Origin of the sequence: Rhizobium sp. Root149, assembly GCF_001427345.1 — a bacterium.
In the GTDB taxonomy this organism is placed as follows: Bacteria; Pseudomonadota; Alphaproteobacteria; order Rhizobiales; family Rhizobiaceae; genus Neorhizobium; species Neorhizobium rhizoryzae.
This window is the reverse complement of the sequence record NZ_LMGD01000020.1, coordinates 554,367-570,215: the sequence shown is the minus strand read 5'-3', so window position 1 is coordinate 570,215 and position 15,849 is coordinate 554,367. Positions and strand designations below refer to the sequence as shown.

The window sequence follows — 15,849 nt, the reverse complement described above, 5'->3', positions numbered from 1 at the left end:
TCTTATCCTGCCGCTTGTAGCAAGGCTGCCATCATTTCATCGATGGTGCTGACCAGCTTGGTCGCCGCCTTGTAGGACTGCTCGATATCGAGAAGCAGGGAGAGCTCCTCGTCGAGGCTGACGCCGGTTTCGCTTGTGTAGGCTTCCGAGGCCCGTGCCTCCATCGCCGTCTTGGTTTCGTTTGCGGCTGTGGCCGTGCTACGGATCGCTTCCAGCCAGGACGTCGAAGCCGACGAGTAGGTCATGAGGCTCAGCGTGCCCTTCACTTCCGTCGCCTGGTCGAAACTGCGCGTCGTCTTCATCGCCTGCGTATAGCTGTCGAGCAGCTTCGAGTAGCCTGAGCCGCCCGTATTGACGACATAAGCAGCGCCATTGAACCCGCCATCGCGGATCATGGTCGGATTGCCCTTGGCCAGGGGATTGACCTTGATGGATGCCGCAAGACCCGGAATGACCGTGCCGGTCGCATCGACCGCATCATCCACACCGTTTGTAAAGAGACCCGCGAGAGGTGGCAGTGCCCCGGAAGGACCGGTTTCAGCAAAGGACACGATCAAGGTGCGCGCAACTTCGTCGAGCTGGCTCTGGAATTTCGGCGCGATCTCGTCACGGATCTGCAAAAGGGCCTGCAGCGAACCGGATGCGCTGGTGTCTCCGCCCTCTCCTGCCGTGATCGCAACGCCATCGATGTAGATCGGGTTGCCGGTGACATTCGCCGCATAGGCATTGGTCGAGCTGAAGGATACCGTGCGCGGGATCGTTTCGAAAAGCGTGGTGCCTTCGGAGGTGTAGATGGCCATATCGCCATTGTCGCGAACGACAGTCGAGACACCCACGATGCTGGAAATCTGCTTCAGGATCGTTTCGCGATTATCCAGCGCGTTGTTGGCATCCGATCCCGTGATCTTTGCACCAACAACCTGATTGTTGGCAGCCTCGAACTGGCCGAGCAGGCCATTCAGCTTGTCGACCTGGCTCTGGATTTCTGCGTCGGCGCGGGTTCGAATGCCCTGAACGCCAGCAGAGATATTGTTCAGCGTATCCACCAGATCCTGCGCGTTCGACACGACGGTCGACCCGAGCGTGGTCGATGTCGGCGAGGCAGCATAAGAACTCAACTGGTCGAAGAGGTCCTGAAGGCGTTTGCTCGGCGAGTTGTCATACTCGTTGTTGCCCATCAGGTCGCGCATTTCCTGCAGACCGGTGAGAAGAGTGGACTGGCCGGTGGAAACAGAGGTTGCCGTGATGGTCTGCCGCAACAGAGAATTGTTCTGGGCTCTGTCGACAGACGCAACCAGCGCACCGTTGCCAGCCGTAGTCAACGAGGCGGAACGGCGAACATAGTTCGCGTTCTGACCGTTGGCGATATTCGTCGAAACGACCTGCGTCTGCTTCGAGGTATTGTTGAATATGGCCTGGGCTGTATTCAGTGCGGTGGAAAGCGTCATGTTACATTACTCCAGCGAGAGCCTTGGCGTTAGCGCTTCAGGTTCACGAGTACGTCGAGAAGTTCGGAGCCGGTCTGGAAGACCTTCGAATTGGCCGTGTAGCTGCGCTGCGATTCGATCATCGTGGTCAGTTCTTCGGCGATATCGACGTTGGAATCTTCCAGCGCACCAGACAGAATGTCACCGTAACCGACGGAACCCGCATAGCCCATGACGACGACGCCGGAGTCATTGCTCTGGGAGTAGACGTTACCAGCGACCGGACGAAGGTTGTTGGGGCTCTGCACGTTTGCCATGGCGATACGATAGGTCGGAACCGACTGGCCGTTCTTGTAGAGAATGGAAACGACGCCATCCTTGCTGATCTCGACCTTGTCGACGGCGCTGGCGCCCTGACCGTTGATGTTACCGGTAATCGAGTAGTCCGCTCCCAGCTGGGACAGTTTGGAGAGGTCGATGTCCAGCGCACCCAGTTCAGCACCGCCAAGGCTTGTGGATGGGATGGCCGTGGTGGTGATCGGTGCCGCTGGCGCCGTCAATTTGCCGTTGGCGTCGAATGTCAGCGTTGTGGTCGACAAGTTGGTGGTGACCGGCGGCGTGCCCGAATCGGTAAAGTCGACCGTCAGTTCCCACTCATTATCAGCGGTCTTCTCATAGGTCAGGTTCAAAAGCCTGCCATTACCCTGCGAGTCATAGGCGACGAGCGAAGAGGACTTTGTGTACCCGATTGCTTCCTTGGCTGGCAGGTTGCCTGCCACAAGACCCTCTGTTGAAGGCGTCGCTGTCATGCCACCAGATGTGACGTTGATTTCCGTCAGACCTTCGAAACCATTGATGACGATCGTCGGATCCTCATTGGCCTTGTAAGGATAACCCATCAGGGTGAAGCCAGCCGAGTTCTGCAGCGTGCCGTCTTCCTGCACTTCGAAATTGCCTGCGCGGGTCAGGTAGTCGGTGCCATCGGCTCCAGCGACGATGAAGAAACCTTCACCATCAATCGCCAGATCGGTCGAGGACGTCGTGTAGCTGAAGGCGCCCTGATCGTTGATGGAATAACGGACGGTGGTGTTGACGCCGCCGGAATTGTAGGAACCTTCGGAAGACGGCAGGATCATCGACGAAAACTGGGTCGACGATTTCTTGTAACCGGCCGTGCTGGCGTTCGCGATGTTATCGCCCACCGTGCTGAGACGATTTGCCTGGGCATTCATTCCGGACACGCCGGTCCGCATGGTTCCGTAAAGGCTCATATCAATTCCTCGTTCTGCCTGTGGTAGCAACACTAGATGACGGGCCTTGCGTGAAGCTGGCTGTTTCGGCTGTTCATCAGCCATTCCGAACATCCTGAAGCAAAGTCAGACCGAGAGCGCTACAGGCAGATACAAAATACAAACCCCGGAAATCGCTGTCGATTTCCGGGGCTAAACTCGGCTAATGCCAAGTGAATCACTGTCTATTTTCGGGAAAGCTCAATCAGCTCCAGTCGATGCAATAGCCAAGGAAACGCTTGCTATCGATCGGGTCGAAGCCGAGCTTCTTGCGCAGCTTCTTGCGCAGCTTGCTGATGTGGCTTTCGACGACGTTCTCTTCGACTTCCTCGTCGAAGATACCGTAGATGGCGTTGAAGATCTGGGTCTTCGACACGCGACGTCCGCGGTTTGCGACTAGATATTCGAGAATGCGACGCTCACGCCGCGGCAGGGGGAAGATCTCGCCCTGGATTTCCGGATCGCGACCATCGTCGAAAACGCGGATCGGTCCGATATCGGTGTAGTTCGTCAATGCCTTCACACGACGACGGATTGCCGCCGCACGTGCCAGGATTTCCCGGGGATGAACCGGCTTGCGCACGACATCGTCGACGCCGCTGTCGAACAATGCCAGCGTTGCTTCCAGCGAAGGCTGATCACTCACAGCAATCACTGGTGCTGCGGTACGATCCCGGATTGCACGCGGCAGTTCCAGCGCATGCTCGGTCTGACCGATCAGAAACGCTTCAACTGCTGCGATATCCGTATCGGCCGCAGTCGATACCCACTCGCCAAACTCTCTGGGATCAAACCCTGTTGAGGGTACTCCCTCACGCCCAAACAATGAGGTGTAACCCTCTTTCACGAGCTCACGCTCATCAACCACTACGATCATTCGTCCGCCTCCGAATCAGTGTGGTGCCTCGATGATCTATGGGTACGAATCGGCGGCTTCATGAACAACTACGCAAAATTAACCATAGATTTTAATAGTTGATTAAGGGTCGGCTCCTGATTTGCTCTATATCTAGTGGGTGCGACAATTTTTCCCCACAAAAAATTAGTGGAAAAGTTAACGTAACGTAAAACTGATCTTTTCTTGCCACTTTTTCGCCAAATCAGTCTATCTGCAGCCACTCCCTATTCGGCGGCGCCCTGCAACCAATTTTTAGTTGTATTCACTGACAAAAATTTGCAGCCCCCGGTGTCCACTTGCCGTAACCCGTCGCGACCAGATTCGCAATGACGCGGCAGACGTACCGCTTTTGTGCCGGGTCATTGTTCGGTCCCGCATGGTATCTGGCTACCGCCATCGTCCATGTTTCGTGGCGGTCGTGGAGGTTGCGGAGAAACTTCGCGGCGTATTCGACGTTCCGCCGCGGGTCCAGCATCTCCTGGGGAGACGCAAAATTCTCGCCATGGAAGTGGTGATTGATCTGCATGCAACCCATGTCGATGAGTTGCCTGCCCTCCCGACGAGCCGCTTCGAAGGCCTGCATGGCGGCCATCGGGGTCTCCGGGAAGTAGGCTTTACCCTCGATATTGAGCGCCCAGGGATAAAGGCTGCCCTTGCGACCAGTCTCTGTCAGACCGACCGAATACAGGATACCTTCAGGGATCTGGTACTTTGCTGCAGCCGATTGGATTTCCTTCTCACAGGCGCCAGCAGCTACTGCAGCGGCATCAGAGATAGATATCGCCAGCGCGAACATCGCGCCCAGAAGCAGCGCCAGAGCGCGGATCTGCGGCTGTCTCATAGTCATCATTTCCTGTCATGAAGGGCACTCCGGCACGTCCGGATTGCTGCCCCTGTCCCTGCCCTGCGCCACCATTGCCCTGTTGCCCGGCCATGGCACCACGCTGTCCGGCATCATTGGACTGCTGCGAATTATCCGATTGCGATGTCGGCGTGATCGTCACCGTCACCTGATCCACTGCAAAGCCTTGCGAGCGCAGCGCGTCCAGAATGCCGCTGCTATCACTTGTGAGCTGGCTGTGCGCCGCCCTCGTCTCGACAGTCAGGTGAACGCTCAACTGCTCTCCAACGAGCCTCAAGGTCGCTGTGACCGACCCCAGATCAACCGGCGTCATCTGCAGTTTCAGCGTATTGACGACGTTACCGGTGCTGCTCTGGGCAGCCGCATTCGACAGAGCGGAACTGGGATGCATGGCAGCAGCCCAGTCCTGATCCTGCGAGATGGCTGTCGTCAGGGCTGTTGCGTTCTGGGACGTACCAAAACCCAGGAACCGGCGTGCATCGAGCACCGTGACCTGTTCGGCACCGCCATTACCACTGCGTCCGGTTTCAAATGTCGTCTTGCCATCAGCGCCCGTGCCGATGACCATATCCAGACTGCTGCCGCGCGGACCAGTAAAGCGGAACGTCTTTTCACCGCCTCCAGCGCCGGTCTCCGGCAGTTCCACCGGCAGTTCCGCCGGTACATCAAGTTCGGTTGCCATCAGTGTATCCGCAGCAGCGACCTGTTTCTGTAGCGGTGCAGCATCGCGGTTCCCGTCATTGGAATCACCGGATCCAGATGCCTTGCCGCTGGTGATCTTCACTCCGGAATGAGCAACCGCTGCAGCTTCAGCCGAGCCCGAAAGCAGTGACAGCACGGAATTTGCATCTGTGGCTGCCGTTTTCGGATCGGCCTTTTCGGCATCCGTTTTCTTTACGTCGGGCTCAAGATTGGCGGTTATTTCAGTCTTATCGGACGAGACGTCGTCATCAGCGTTCTTGCCCTGCGCCTTGGTCTTAGCCTTCTCAGCCTTATCCTGCTTCTGCGTCTTCGGGTCGCCCTCGATCTGTTGAGGCTCGGCTACAAAGGAGTTTACTTCGGCACCCACTTTCGGGTTTAGTTTGCCTGCGATGGCGAGATCAAGGCGCAGCGCCGCCGAGGCGTTCGTGCTGCCCGCAATACGAACACGCGAAACTGTATTCGCCGGCTGCGCATCGGCATCAGCCTCCAGATCGGCGGAGGTTGAGGCCTTCGCCCCGGACTGATCCTCGCCCTGCCCTTTGGACTCGCGTTGAGAGACGCTGGAGAGAGCATTGCCGAAGTCGTCTGATTTTTCTTTTACACCGCGTCCCTGCACGGCGTCCTGAGGCGCCGCGCCGCTGGCGGGCGCGCCCAAATTCAAGGCCGACGTAATCATCGCGCTACTTGTCCTTTTTCAGCAGTTCATCGATAGCGCTCAGCTTGGACCGACCCTTGTCGACATAGGACTTGAAGTCGGGATCGAGCGCTTTCGCCTCACCGGCAGGAGGTTGAACTCCCTTCGCCGTGGCTCCTGCTGCATCATGCGCAGGCAGTGCAGAGGTTTGTTCTGCACTGATCTGATTGGGGATTGTCTCTGCTTTGTCTTGCCCGAGGCTTTCGAGGCTGGGAGCCTTCAGAACCTCGGCGGCAATTCGTCGTGCGGCATCACGCAGCGCGCGATCCTCTGCACTGAGTTCATTATCGGGAATTTGATCGAGGGCCTTGACGGCCTCCTGCATCTTGCCCGCAGGCATGCGCGCAACATTGCTGAAGAGGCTCGCAGCAGACAGGCCGCTGGTGGCGAGTGATTTTCCGCGCTCAGCCGCCTTGTCGGCAGCCAGCTTGGCAAGCTCGGTCTTTCCTTCAATGGTCGCCTGGCGTGCAAGTCTCAGATAGATCTCGCGCGCCCGATCATCCGCCATGACTTCCAGCGCACCGTCCAGGTCCTCGGCGGTGATCTCTCCAAAATGAGCTGAAACCAGAGCGACAAAAAGATCCGCAAACTGGCTGGCATAGGGAGAATGGGAGAAGCGTCTTGCGTACTGGCGTGCGTAGCCGAAGCCTTTGGCAACGAGCCCCTGTTCGACCGCGACCGCGACAGACCGGCGCAGAGCCGCTTCCTCAATGATGGTTCCGGGCGCCAGCAGGCGTGCCGTATCATAGAACTCCAGGGCCTTCTTCTGATCCGTCGCGATGATCACATTGCCAGCGACAAGCGCAAGGTAAGGGCCGATCCGCTGATCGCGGTACTCCGGCACCATGTTTGCGAGACCACTCGCGACCATCGTACCGCGACCACTCAGGTATTTGCGCAGCGCATTGGCGACACGGTTGTCGAAATTGCCAGCCGTATCCTTCGAGACAATCAGTTCCAGGGTGGAGGGATTGCCGCCGCTCATGGCATAGATCAGCGCCGCGTCGACGTTTCTCGGATCCTCGAAAACGCGCATATCGGCGGTGCGCAACCGCTTATCGATGGTGGACAGCATGAAGCGCTGCATGGCACCGGCCGAGTGATCGCCCATGACCACCGTATCCTGCACAAATTGCAGGGACCGCAGCATCTGGTAGGGCTCCAGCGTCTCTTGCGATTGCTGGGCACGGCTGTCCATCGGCAGAACCAGCGCGATGGCCGTTGCCGCAAGCAGAGACAGAGCATGGCGTGCTCGCCAGTTCATCAGGCTTTGCCGTCCTCAAGCAGGATTTCGATACGCCGGTTCTGATCAGCCAGCGGGTTATTGGGAACCTGAAGGCGCCGATCCGCATAACCGGAGATCTGCTTTACCCGGTCTTCGGCAAGCCCGCCCTTGGTCAGCATGAAATAGGCGCTGTGGGCGCGCTGGGAGGAAAGCCGCCAGTTGTCGTTTTCACCCGACTTGAACGGACGACCGTCCGTATGTCCACGAATGATGACGCTTCCCTTCCGATCCTTCAAAATTGCACCGATCTTCTCCATGGCCAGCACCAGTTCCTTGCGAGGAACGGCTGAACCGACATTGAACATCGGCGTATCGAGCTGATCGGAAATCGTGATCAGAAGCCCACCTTCAGCCGGCGTCACGATCAAACCTTCCGCCAGCTTGCCCGAAATGCCTGCAATCTGGCTTTCGATCTGCTGCTTCAGTTCATCAGCCTTGCGTGCCTCGGCTGCAGCCGCAGCAGCCGCTGCCGCCGCATCCGCCTGCACCGTTGCAGGGTCGGGTCTGGGTCGCGGGAGAGCGACGGATGCCAGTTGCATATCGGCGGCCGGGGCACCGGCCTGCGCAACGTTTGCCGGGTTCTTCGGCGGTTCTCCGCGCGTTTGCGTCGCAGAAGGCGGCGTCGGCGGCAGCATTTCCGGCATGGTTTCGTTGGAAGGATTGACCGGCTTGACTTCTGCCGGCGCCTTGGCCTGTCCGTCAGCACGGGTGACTTCAACCTGCTTGGTCCAGAAGTCGGGATCGAACGGATCGCGATAGGCTTCGCCGCCGTCTGCGCCCGTTGCGGGGCCCGATGAACTCGCGCCGCCCTCACCCTTTGCGCTGACATTGGCCTGCTGACCGACTTCCTGAGCGATTTCCGCCAGGACGGAATAGGGATTCTGGAAGAAGTCCGCTTCCGAGAAGTTGGCTTCTTCACCCGAGGCCTGCGTCATATCCTCGCCAGTTGCGGCGGCAGCCCCGACCTTGTCGGCATCGGCCTTGACCTTGGAGCGCTCCTTGCTCTCCTCGCCTTCAGCGGCATCGACCGGCTTTTCCAGGCCCTTCTTTGCCGGGGTCTGGTCCGAAAGCTTGATCGGGTTGAAATAGCTGGCGACAGATGCCGTCGTCTTTTCGTTCGCGGCGTTAACCAGCCACATCACGAGGAAAAACGCCATCATCGCTGTCATGAAGTCGGCATAGGCGATCTTCCAGGCACCACCGTGATGTCCGTCGTGCCCACCGCCATGCTTCTTGACGATGATGATTTCGTTCTTGCCGTGATGATGATTCTGTTCGCTCATGCGAGCACTTTCTTCAGGCTGCCAGCCCAGGCAGAAAGCCGGGTGACCAGGACAGCCTCATTGATATCGACGGACAGATCGAGATCTGATGTCTCGATGTGCCGCATGTCCGGGGCATTCTCGCCCAAGGCTTTGGTGAACATTTCAAACAGGTTCTGACTGCCGTGGACCGTCAGTTTCGCGACGTCTTCGCTTTTCAGGGCCTCAATGACCTGTTGCGCAAGTTCAGCGACCATAGCTTGCGCAACGGCCTCTTCCATCACTGGCGCAAGAACCGCAGTCACCGCCGTCTCCAGGGCGACGGCAGCCTCCTCGCGCATGCGCTCGAGGCTTTCGACAAGACGTTCAGCGCTCTGTCTTTCCATTTCATGACGTAGTTCAATCAGAGCAGCCTCATGCTCGGCCACAAGCCGCTCGCGTTCCGCTTCCCAGCGCGCATCGCTGGCCGCCTCGCCTTCGGCGCGCCCTTCTGCAAATGCAGCTGCCCGTTCCGCCTCCAGATCGACAGACGGTTCTGGCGCTGGGGGCTCGAAATGGAAATCATTGTCGAGCTCAAATGCGACGACCGGAACCGGCGCCGCGGGAGGCGTGGAAAAGTCCTTCAGATATCGCGTCAGGGATGCCGTCATCGTCCCTCTCCTGCACTGCGAAAGGCCGGACCTTCGCATGGTGAAGCGCTCGAAGGCACAAGTCGTCGAAAGCTAGCCACCATGATTTTCGCCATACCCTACTGCATGCCAAACATGTCCCGACAAATTTATCGGATCAGCGTGAATTTTTTGGAACTTTAGGAATTCAAACTTGCGCGAAGGTGAAGATAGGGGCCGCCATTCCGACGAGCAGCGACCCCTTGTATCGTTTCAACGATTTGTGACTACTGCTGGAAGAGCTGCAGAATGTTCTGGGCGTTGGTGTTCGCGATGGAGAGCGACTGGATCGCCAACTGCTGCTGCGTCTGCAGGGCCTTCAATCGGGTCGATTCCTCGTTCATGTCTGCATCGACCAGACGACCGATACCGGTATCGATCGCATCCATCAGGGTCGAGACGAACTGCTCCTGCATGTCGATACGGCTGGTGATGGCACCAAGCGCTGACGCTGAATCGGTCAGGCGCTGAAGGATCTTTTCTGTCGCACTCAACATTCCGGCGAGATCTTCTGCCGAGGTCGTATTGCTGATGGCAATTTCGGTTCCAGATGCACCGGAGGCGGAATCGGCATTGATCAGGAAGTAGTCCGCTGCAACCGTACCGCCGCTACCGTCAGGCTGATCTACGGTCCAGTCCATGGTCAGAACGCCGCGCTGGGCGTCTTCGGTATCGATGAGGGTCGAGGTTGCCGTATCGAAAGCGAGCGTCGTCAGGCTTACGGCACCATCGGAAGCGCGATTGAAAGATGCAACGATATTCTTGACGCCCGGATTTGCGCTATCCTTGTTGAAAAGCCAGTTTTCTCCGGAGAAGGACGCTGATTCGGAGATCGATGACAACTGGTTCTTCAGCTGTTCGATTTCCTTGTTGATTTTGGTTTTATCGACACCTGGCTGTGATGCAGCCGTTATCTTGGATTTGATCTGATCGACGACCTTGATGGCGGAATCCAAGCCCGTATAGGCCGTGTCCGTGGTCGCTGCGCCAAGACCGAGAGCATCCTGAACCGTGCTGAGCGCCTTGTTGTCCGACCGCATGGTGGTTGCGATCGACCAGTAGGCAGCGTTATCAGCAGCGGTCTCGACGCGGTAACCCGACGAAATGCGCGCCTGCACCTGCTCCATGTTCTGATTGACGGAACGCAGTGTCTGAAGCGCCGCCAGAGCGCCGGTGTTGGTAATAATACTTGTCATTTCGAATATCGCCCCTGGATATGATTTGGGACATGCCGGACCGGGCTAAACGCGCGATTGCATCATGCAGACGTTAGCCGACCAAGTTTTCGGCAGACGTTCGGGCGTATGTGAATGGCCAGCCCGATCTGCTCCGAACAGAGCATTCAGCAGACTCGCATCCCGAGGTCGATAAAGCCGCATTTGTCTTGTGCGAGGCTGATCTTTTTCCATAGACAACAGGTTGGGGAAGAAGCCGAACCGTCCGTATCAGGAATCCTGAACGAAAAAGGGAGGCCGCGCAAACTGCGCGGCCTCCCTTTTGAAGGTCTGAAACGTCTTACGATTAACGGAAGAGTGTCAGAATGTTCTGCGAGTCGTTGTTGGCAATCGAGAGAGCCTGGATGCCAAGCTGCTGCTGTGTCTGCAGAGCCTTCAGCTTTGTCGACTCTTCGTTCATGTCGGCATCCACGAGCTTGCCAACACCGGTGTCGATGGAATCGATCAGATCCTGAACGAAGTTGGACTGGAGATCGATACGGCTGTTGATCGAGCCGACGTCAGCTGCCGCATCGGTCATTTCCTTCAGGGCCTGATCCGTTGCAACGAGATACTGCGCCATTTCATCACGTGTCGTCGTGTTCGTGATGGTGAGGCCCAGCACACCGTCTGCCAACGCGCCGTTGGTCTGCGTGTTGCCGGTCTCATCGACGTAGGTCAGGTTCGTCCATTCCTTGGAGAGAATGCCAGCGCCGGCCGTATCGTTTGCACCCGTTGCGTCGAGGCTGACCAGAGTGGACTTCGTGGTGTCGTACTCCAGCGTTGTGAGGCTGATATTGCCGGTCGCATCGCGGTTGAAGGAACCGATGATGGCCTTGGTCTCAGGAGTCGTGGTCGGGTCTTCGAGAACCCAGTTCTGACCGGAGAAGGACGCCGACTTCGCGATCGACTTCAGCTGGTCCTGGAGCTGCGTGATTTCCTTCTGGACCTTTTCCTTGTCCACGCCGGGCTGCGAGGCAGCCGTCAGCTTGGCCTTGATCTCGTCGACAACCTTGATCGAGCTCTGGAGAGCCGTGTAAGCCGTATCCGTCATCGCAGCGCCAAGGCCGAGAGCGTCCTTGACTGTGCCAAGAGCCTTGTTGTCCGAACGCATCGTCGTGGCAATCGACCAGTAAGCAGCGTTGTCCGAGGCCGTTTCGATGCGATATCCGGAAGATACGTGGTTCTGCGTTGTTTCCATATCGCTGGCGATGGAGCGCAGAGTGGAGAGCGCTGCAATCGCTGCGGTATTGGTCAGAATGCTGGTCATAATTGGCCCCTACAAGAAAACAGTGGACTTGATATTCCGGGTCTACCGGCAAGGGGTGTTGCGCCTCATGCTCGTCCTGCTTCCAATGGTTATCGGGACGCACCGCTTGTATGAGTCCATATCAACTGATTAAGGTTAACAAATATTGAAGTGGTTAAGGAAAAGATTAGCGGACCGAAGGGAAACATTTACCCAGAAACAAAAAAAATCGCGCCCTGGCCGGGCGCGATCTTAAACTTTGCTTAACCTGAGTTCGCTTAGCGGAAGAGCGACAGGATGCTCTGCGAGTCGTTGTTTGCGATGGACAGAGCCTGGATGCCGAGCTGCTGCTGCGTCTGCAGAGCCTTGAGGCGGGTCGACTCTTCGTTCATGTCAGCGTCAACGAGCTTGCCAACGCCCTTGTCGATGGAGTCCATCAGGTCTTCGACGAAGGAGTTCTGCAGTTCGATACGGCTGTTGATGGCACCAACGTCAGCGCCGGCATCGGTCATTTCCTTCAGTGCAGCTTCAACACCAGACAGGATCTGCGCCATCGTGTTGCGATCGGTGGTACCGGTGATCGTGAAGCCCAAGATGCCATCGGCGACTTCGCCGTCTGTCTGTGTCTGACCAGCGTCGTCCACATAGGTCAGGCCGGTGCGCTCCTTGGACAGGATGCCGTCGCCAGACGTATCGTTGGTGCCATCGGTCTGCAAGCTGACCAGGGTGGAGCTTGTGGTGTCGTATTCCAGGGTCGTCAGGCTGATATTGCCTTCAGAGTCACGGTTGAACGAACCAACGATTGCCTTGGTTTCCGGCGTATTGTTATCATCCTGCAGAACCCAGTTCTGACCGGAGAAGGATGCAGACTTTGCAATCGACTTCAGCTGGTCCTGAAGCTGCTTGATTTCCTTTTGAACCTTGTCCTTGTCGACGCCCGGCTGGGAGGCAGCAGTCAGCTTGGTCTTGATCTGGTCGACAACCTTGATGGAAGATTCAATCGCGGTGTAGGCTGTATCAGTGGTAGCAGCACCCAGACCGAGAGCGTCCTTGACGGTGCCAAGTGCCTTGTTGTCGGAGCGCATCGTTGTCGCGATCGACCAGTAAGCGGCGTTGTCGGAAGCGCTTGCGACGCTATAGCCCGATGAGATCGCCGACTGGGTCTTCTCCATGCTGCTGCTGATGGAGCGCAATGTGGAGAGCGCTGAGATAGCCGAGCTATTCGTCATAATTGATGACATAGTATTCTAGTCCCTTGTTACTGGATACTCGTTGGGGACATACCGGACTTAAACTACCGGCAATGACGATTGGCTTCATGCCCACTCGGTTCCGTGTACTCGAAGGAAACCAAACGCGTCATATGCCAAGGATATTTGCAGAGATTCATTGCGGATTCCTTAAACCGCATTCTAAAGTTCGACCTATGCAAACACTCCGGTGGATAATGATTTACAGACTATGACCAGAAGAATTATCGCATTGTTTTAATTAAATTTTTTCGACCTGCTTCACAGAAAGGCAATGTGTGCCGTCACGACATGATTTCGAGTTCGAAGGGCTGGCTGTTAACGCTTGAGAAGCTTTGTTCGCACTTGCGCATCGTACGATATGGAGACGATCGTGCCTGCCCGAAATCGCCTCGAAAATGAGCAGTCCGCGCAAAGCTTCGCCAGTTGGAAGCGACAGGGAACGGAAGAAATGATCGGTCGAGCCTGAATGGAACGGCGTCCGGGCGTGAAAAATTCGATCTTTGCCCGCCTGATTGCGTTAGTTAAACGAGCGGACGAGGCTTCCCACCAGGAGGTTCCAGCCGTCGATGAGGACAAAAAACAGGATCTTGAAGGGGAGAGAGATGGAGGTCGGCGGCAGCATCATCATACCCATGGCCATGGTGATGGCAGCGACGATCATGTCGATCACCAGAAATGGCAAGACAATCAGAAAGCCGATCTCGAAGCCGCGCCGGATTTCAGACAACATGAAAGCCGGTATCAGCACGCGATAGTCTACAGCTTCCGGCGTGCCGACGGACTGGCCCTTCTCTCGCGCGATGTCCACGAAGAGCGTCAGATCCTTCTCACGCGTGTTGGCGCTCATGAAAGCTCTGAAGGGCTCCCCGATCCGTTGTACCGCTTCCGCCTCGTTGATTTCGTTGCGCAGCAGGGGCTGTACGCCTTCCGTCCATGCACGATCGAAGGTCGGCGTCATGACGTAGAAGGTCATGAACAGGGCCATGGAGATCAGGACCATGTTGGAAGGCGCGGTTGCCAGACCCATTCCTGTTCGGAGAATGGAAAAAGCAATGATGAACCGCGGAAAGCTGGTGACCATCACCAGAATGCCCGGCGCAATGGAAAGCACCGTCAGCAGTCCGAAGGTACGGATGATCCACGCCGCCGCGGAGCCATCCACCGGCAGATTCAAAAGGTCAGCTGGCGATTGCTGTGCAAATGCCAGTCCCGGTGCCATCAGGAAGACGGCGAGCAGCGCAAGGAGTCGAATCATTCGATCACGAAGGTTCTGAACATCACTTTCGATACTTTGCCTTGCGAACGAAGGTCAACACGTTCCTGAATGTCGTCCTTAAGATATTGAAATCCGCGTGGACCTTCGATCTGCTGGAGCGAGACGGTCCGCATGTAGGCCATGATATCCTGGTGGATCTGCTCAGCGAGCGGCATTTCAGGCGCCCCTTTGAACGCCAGCGCCACCTCAAGTCGAACCCAGTTGTCCGAAGGATAGGCCAGGTTTGTCGTGATAGGCTCAAGCTGCACGACGCCGGTCGCAGGGGTGGAAATGTGAGGGAGGCCCTCCTCCTTCTTGCCACCGCCATGGGCGGCGGCCGCCGCGGCAGCTGCCGCTTCCTGCTTTTTCTCTTCTGCAGCCTTTTCGGCAGCCGGATCCTTCGGCGCGATCATTCCACCGAGAAACCAGCCGCCACCGGCGCCGATCAGAGTGACGATGGCGACGCCAGCGATAGTGGCCACCATGCCGCCACCCTTTTTCTTGGTCTCAGCGCCTTCTGCTGCGTCTTCCATGATCCCAGTATCCCTTCAGGCCGTCATCAGAAAGGTGAGAACAGGTCGACAACCTGCTGACCGACTGGCGGCTGCTGCACTTCCATCAGGCGACCGCGACCGCCGTAGGAGATGCGGGCTTCGGCGATCTTGTCATAGGAAATGCTGTTCTTGGCGTTAACATCCTGTGGCCGAACAATACCCGCCACATTCAGGATGCGAATTTCGTGATTGACGCGCACTTCCTGCGAGCCGCTGATCAGAAGGTTTCCATTTTCGAGGACGCCGGTCACGACCGCTGCGACCAGAAGGTTCAGCTTTTCCGAGCGCTTGGTTGATCCCTTGCCCTTCGAAGAGGTATCGGAATCCGTGCTCAAGTCACCATCCGTCTTCGGCTTCCAACCCAGAAGACTTGCACCGACTTCCCACTTCAAACCTGTGGAGTTTGTCCGGCTGCGGTCGGTTTCGTTATCGAAATCCGCTTTATCATTGATCTGGATATCGACCGTCAGGATGTCGCCCACATTCAATGCACGCGCATCCTTGAAGAGCGCTGCCTGGCTATCGGTCCACAGCGAATAACCGTTCGCCATGTGGCGTGGCTGCTTGGGATAGGACGACATCTGCGGCGTCTGTGCATACTGAAGACCGCTGCCGATCGGGCTCATCGACGGAGCATTGCCGATCTCCTTGACCGTCTGACTGGCGCAACCTGTCAAAAGCAGGCCTACACAAAATACGGAAATGCGCTTGATCATGTGCGGCGATCCTTGGATGTGTTGGGGTCGGACGCGCTGGACATGATCATGGAAATCTGACCCGCCTTCAGCGGATCCATCTCACTCAGAATCAGGCCGGACTGACGTGCCGGAAGTTTCATGATGATCGCTGCAGCCAGTTCGAGCCTCATCTGCTCAAGCCGGGGCGCTGCCGCGTCTGCTTTCATTGTCTTGAAGATTTCGATCAGGCCGGCATCTGCCTTTGCCATGAACTCGTTGCGAACCTTGAGCCACTGCTCATATTCCGCCTTGCGCTTTTCCAGAACGGCGATGCGTTCGTCCACATCCGCCTGCAGCTTTTCGAGTTCCTGCTTCTGCAGAAGGTAGCGCTGATCGCGCGCTGAATCGGCGATGTTCGTGCAGAACTTCTCGATATCGGCAGCGGTCGAATCCTGCGGCAGCGACGTCGCCTGCTGTGCATTGACCTGTGGCACCAGAAGCAGAAGCGCTCCAACCACCGCCATTCGCAGGAAAGATTTCCTGCGGCCAAGCGCGAACAT

The 15,849-nt window shown here is 57.1% G+C and carries 15 protein-coding genes; all 15 read right to left on the bottom strand.

The features are described from left to right. Positions 1-2: 2 nt before the first annotated feature. The 15 genes from flgK to ASD54_RS14865 all read right to left on the bottom strand — a co-directional run bounded on the left by flgK (position 3) and on the right by ASD54_RS14865 (position 15,849). Positions 3-1,448, bottom strand: coding sequence for a flagellar hook-associated protein FlgK (flgK, locus tag ASD54_RS14935; protein WP_062555369.1), 1,446 nt, complete (start codon positions 1,446-1,448; stop codon positions 3-5). Between the two features lie 29 nt (positions 1,449-1,477). Continuing rightward, entirely contained in the window at positions 1,478-2,698 is a 1,221-nt protein-coding gene (locus ASD54_RS14930; RefSeq protein ID WP_062555368.1) for a flagellar hook protein FlgE, read from the bottom strand. A gap of 223 nt (positions 2,699-2,921) precedes the next feature. Beyond that, the gene (locus ASD54_RS14925) at positions 2,922-3,593 is read right to left on the bottom strand and encodes a winged helix-turn-helix domain-containing protein (RefSeq protein ID WP_062555367.1); all 672 of its coding nucleotides are present in this window, start codon (positions 3,591-3,593) and stop codon (positions 2,922-2,924) included. Between the two features lie 283 nt (positions 3,594-3,876). Beyond that, a complete protein-coding gene (locus tag ASD54_RS14920; RefSeq protein ID WP_244484769.1) occupies positions 3,877-4,410 on the bottom strand; it encodes a lytic transglycosylase domain-containing protein in 534 nt (177 codons plus the stop codon). Beyond that, entirely contained in the window at positions 4,382-5,854 is a 1,473-nt protein-coding gene (locus tag ASD54_RS14915; RefSeq protein WP_062555365.1) for a flagellar hook-length control protein FliK, read from the bottom strand. Before ASD54_RS14915 ends, ASD54_RS14920 begins: the two co-directional genes overlap by 29 nt. A 4-nt stretch (positions 5,855-5,858) precedes the next feature. After that, positions 5,859-7,136 (bottom strand): chemotaxis protein MotC, encoded by a 1,278-nt coding sequence (gene motC, locus ASD54_RS14910; RefSeq protein ID WP_062555364.1) that lies wholly within the window; start codon positions 7,134-7,136, stop codon positions 5,859-5,861. Next, positions 7,136-8,440, bottom strand: coding sequence for a MotB family protein (locus ASD54_RS14905; protein ID WP_062555363.1), 1,305 nt, complete (start codon positions 8,438-8,440; stop codon positions 7,136-7,138). The genes motC and ASD54_RS14905 overlap by 1 nt, the downstream gene beginning before the upstream one ends. Beyond that, complete coding sequence (locus ASD54_RS14900) at positions 8,437-9,069, bottom strand: hypothetical protein (RefSeq protein WP_062555362.1); 633 nt, start codon at positions 9,067-9,069, stop codon at positions 8,437-8,439. Before ASD54_RS14900 ends, ASD54_RS14905 begins: the two co-directional genes overlap by 4 nt. Before the next feature lie 245 nt (positions 9,070-9,314). Further along, positions 9,315-10,283: a flagellin gene (locus ASD54_RS14895; protein ID WP_062555361.1), complete on the bottom strand. Its 969-nt coding sequence runs from the start codon at positions 10,281-10,283 to the stop codon at positions 9,315-9,317. A gap of 325 nt (positions 10,284-10,608) precedes the next feature. Continuing rightward, positions 10,609-11,571, bottom strand: a complete 963-nt coding sequence (locus ASD54_RS14890) for a flagellin (RefSeq protein ID WP_062555360.1) — start codon at positions 11,569-11,571, stop codon at positions 10,609-10,611. 257 nt (positions 11,572-11,828) lie between these two features. After that, positions 11,829-12,791 (bottom strand): flagellin, encoded by a 963-nt coding sequence (locus tag ASD54_RS14885; RefSeq protein WP_062555359.1) that lies wholly within the window; start codon positions 12,789-12,791, stop codon positions 11,829-11,831. A 529-nt stretch (positions 12,792-13,320) separates the two neighbouring features. After that, a complete protein-coding gene (fliP, locus tag ASD54_RS14880) occupies positions 13,321-14,058 on the bottom strand; it encodes a flagellar type III secretion system pore protein FliP (RefSeq protein WP_062555358.1) in 738 nt (245 codons plus the stop codon). After that, positions 14,055-14,591 (bottom strand): flagellar basal body-associated FliL family protein, encoded by a 537-nt coding sequence (locus ASD54_RS14875; RefSeq protein WP_062555357.1) that lies wholly within the window; start codon positions 14,589-14,591, stop codon positions 14,055-14,057. Before ASD54_RS14875 ends, fliP begins: the two co-directional genes overlap by 4 nt. A gap of 26 nt (positions 14,592-14,617) precedes the next feature. Continuing rightward, on the bottom strand, positions 14,618-15,328 hold the full coding sequence (flgH, locus tag ASD54_RS14870; RefSeq protein ID WP_062555356.1) for a flagellar basal body L-ring protein FlgH: 711 nt from the start codon (positions 15,326-15,328) through the stop codon (positions 14,618-14,620). Continuing rightward, positions 15,325-15,849 (bottom strand): MotE family protein, encoded by a 525-nt coding sequence (locus ASD54_RS14865; protein WP_062555496.1) that lies wholly within the window; start codon positions 15,847-15,849, stop codon positions 15,325-15,327. Before ASD54_RS14865 ends, flgH begins: the two co-directional genes overlap by 4 nt.

Coding starts and splice junctions, on each gene's coding strand:
- flgK (WP_062555369.1), bottom strand. CDS start 1,448: ATGACGCTTTCCACCGCACTGAATACAGCCCAGGCCATATTCAACAAT.
- ASD54_RS14930 (WP_062555368.1), bottom strand. CDS start 2,698: ATGAGCCTTTACGGAACCATGCGGACCGGCGTGTCCGGAATGAATGCC.
- ASD54_RS14925 (WP_062555367.1), bottom strand. CDS start 3,593: ATGATCGTAGTGGTTGATGAGCGTGAGCTCGTGAAAGAGGGTTACACC.
- ASD54_RS14920 (WP_244484769.1), bottom strand. CDS start 4,410: ATGTTCGCGCTGGCGATATCTATCTCTGATGCCGCTGCAGTAGCTGCT.
- ASD54_RS14915 (WP_062555365.1), bottom strand. CDS start 5,854: ATGATTACGTCGGCCTTGAATTTGGGCGCGCCCGCCAGCGGCGCGGCG.
- motC (WP_062555364.1), bottom strand. CDS start 7,136: ATGAACTGGCGAGCACGCCATGCTCTGTCTCTGCTTGCGGCAACGGCC.
- ASD54_RS14905 (WP_062555363.1), bottom strand. CDS start 8,440: ATGAGCGAACAGAATCATCATCACGGCAAGAACGAAATCATCATCGTC.
- ASD54_RS14900 (WP_062555362.1), bottom strand. CDS start 9,069: ATGACGGCATCCCTGACGCGATATCTGAAGGACTTTTCCACGCCTCCC.
- ASD54_RS14895 (WP_062555361.1), bottom strand. CDS start 10,283: ATGACAAGTATTATTACCAACACCGGCGCTCTGGCGGCGCTTCAGACA.
- ASD54_RS14890 (WP_062555360.1), bottom strand. CDS start 11,571: ATGACCAGCATTCTGACCAATACCGCAGCGATTGCAGCGCTCTCCACT.
- ASD54_RS14885 (WP_062555359.1), bottom strand. CDS start 12,791: ATGTCATCAATTATGACGAATAGCTCGGCTATCTCAGCGCTCTCCACA.
- fliP (WP_062555358.1), bottom strand. CDS start 14,058: ATGATTCGACTCCTTGCGCTGCTCGCCGTCTTCCTGATGGCACCGGGA.
- ASD54_RS14875 (WP_062555357.1), bottom strand. CDS start 14,591: ATGGAAGACGCAGCAGAAGGCGCTGAGACCAAGAAAAAGGGTGGCGGC.
- flgH (WP_062555356.1), bottom strand. CDS start 15,328: ATGATCAAGCGCATTTCCGTATTTTGTGTAGGCCTGCTTTTGACAGGT.
- ASD54_RS14865 (WP_062555496.1), bottom strand. CDS start 15,849: ATGTTCGCGCTTGGCCGCAGGAAATCTTTCCTGCGAATGGCGGTGGTT.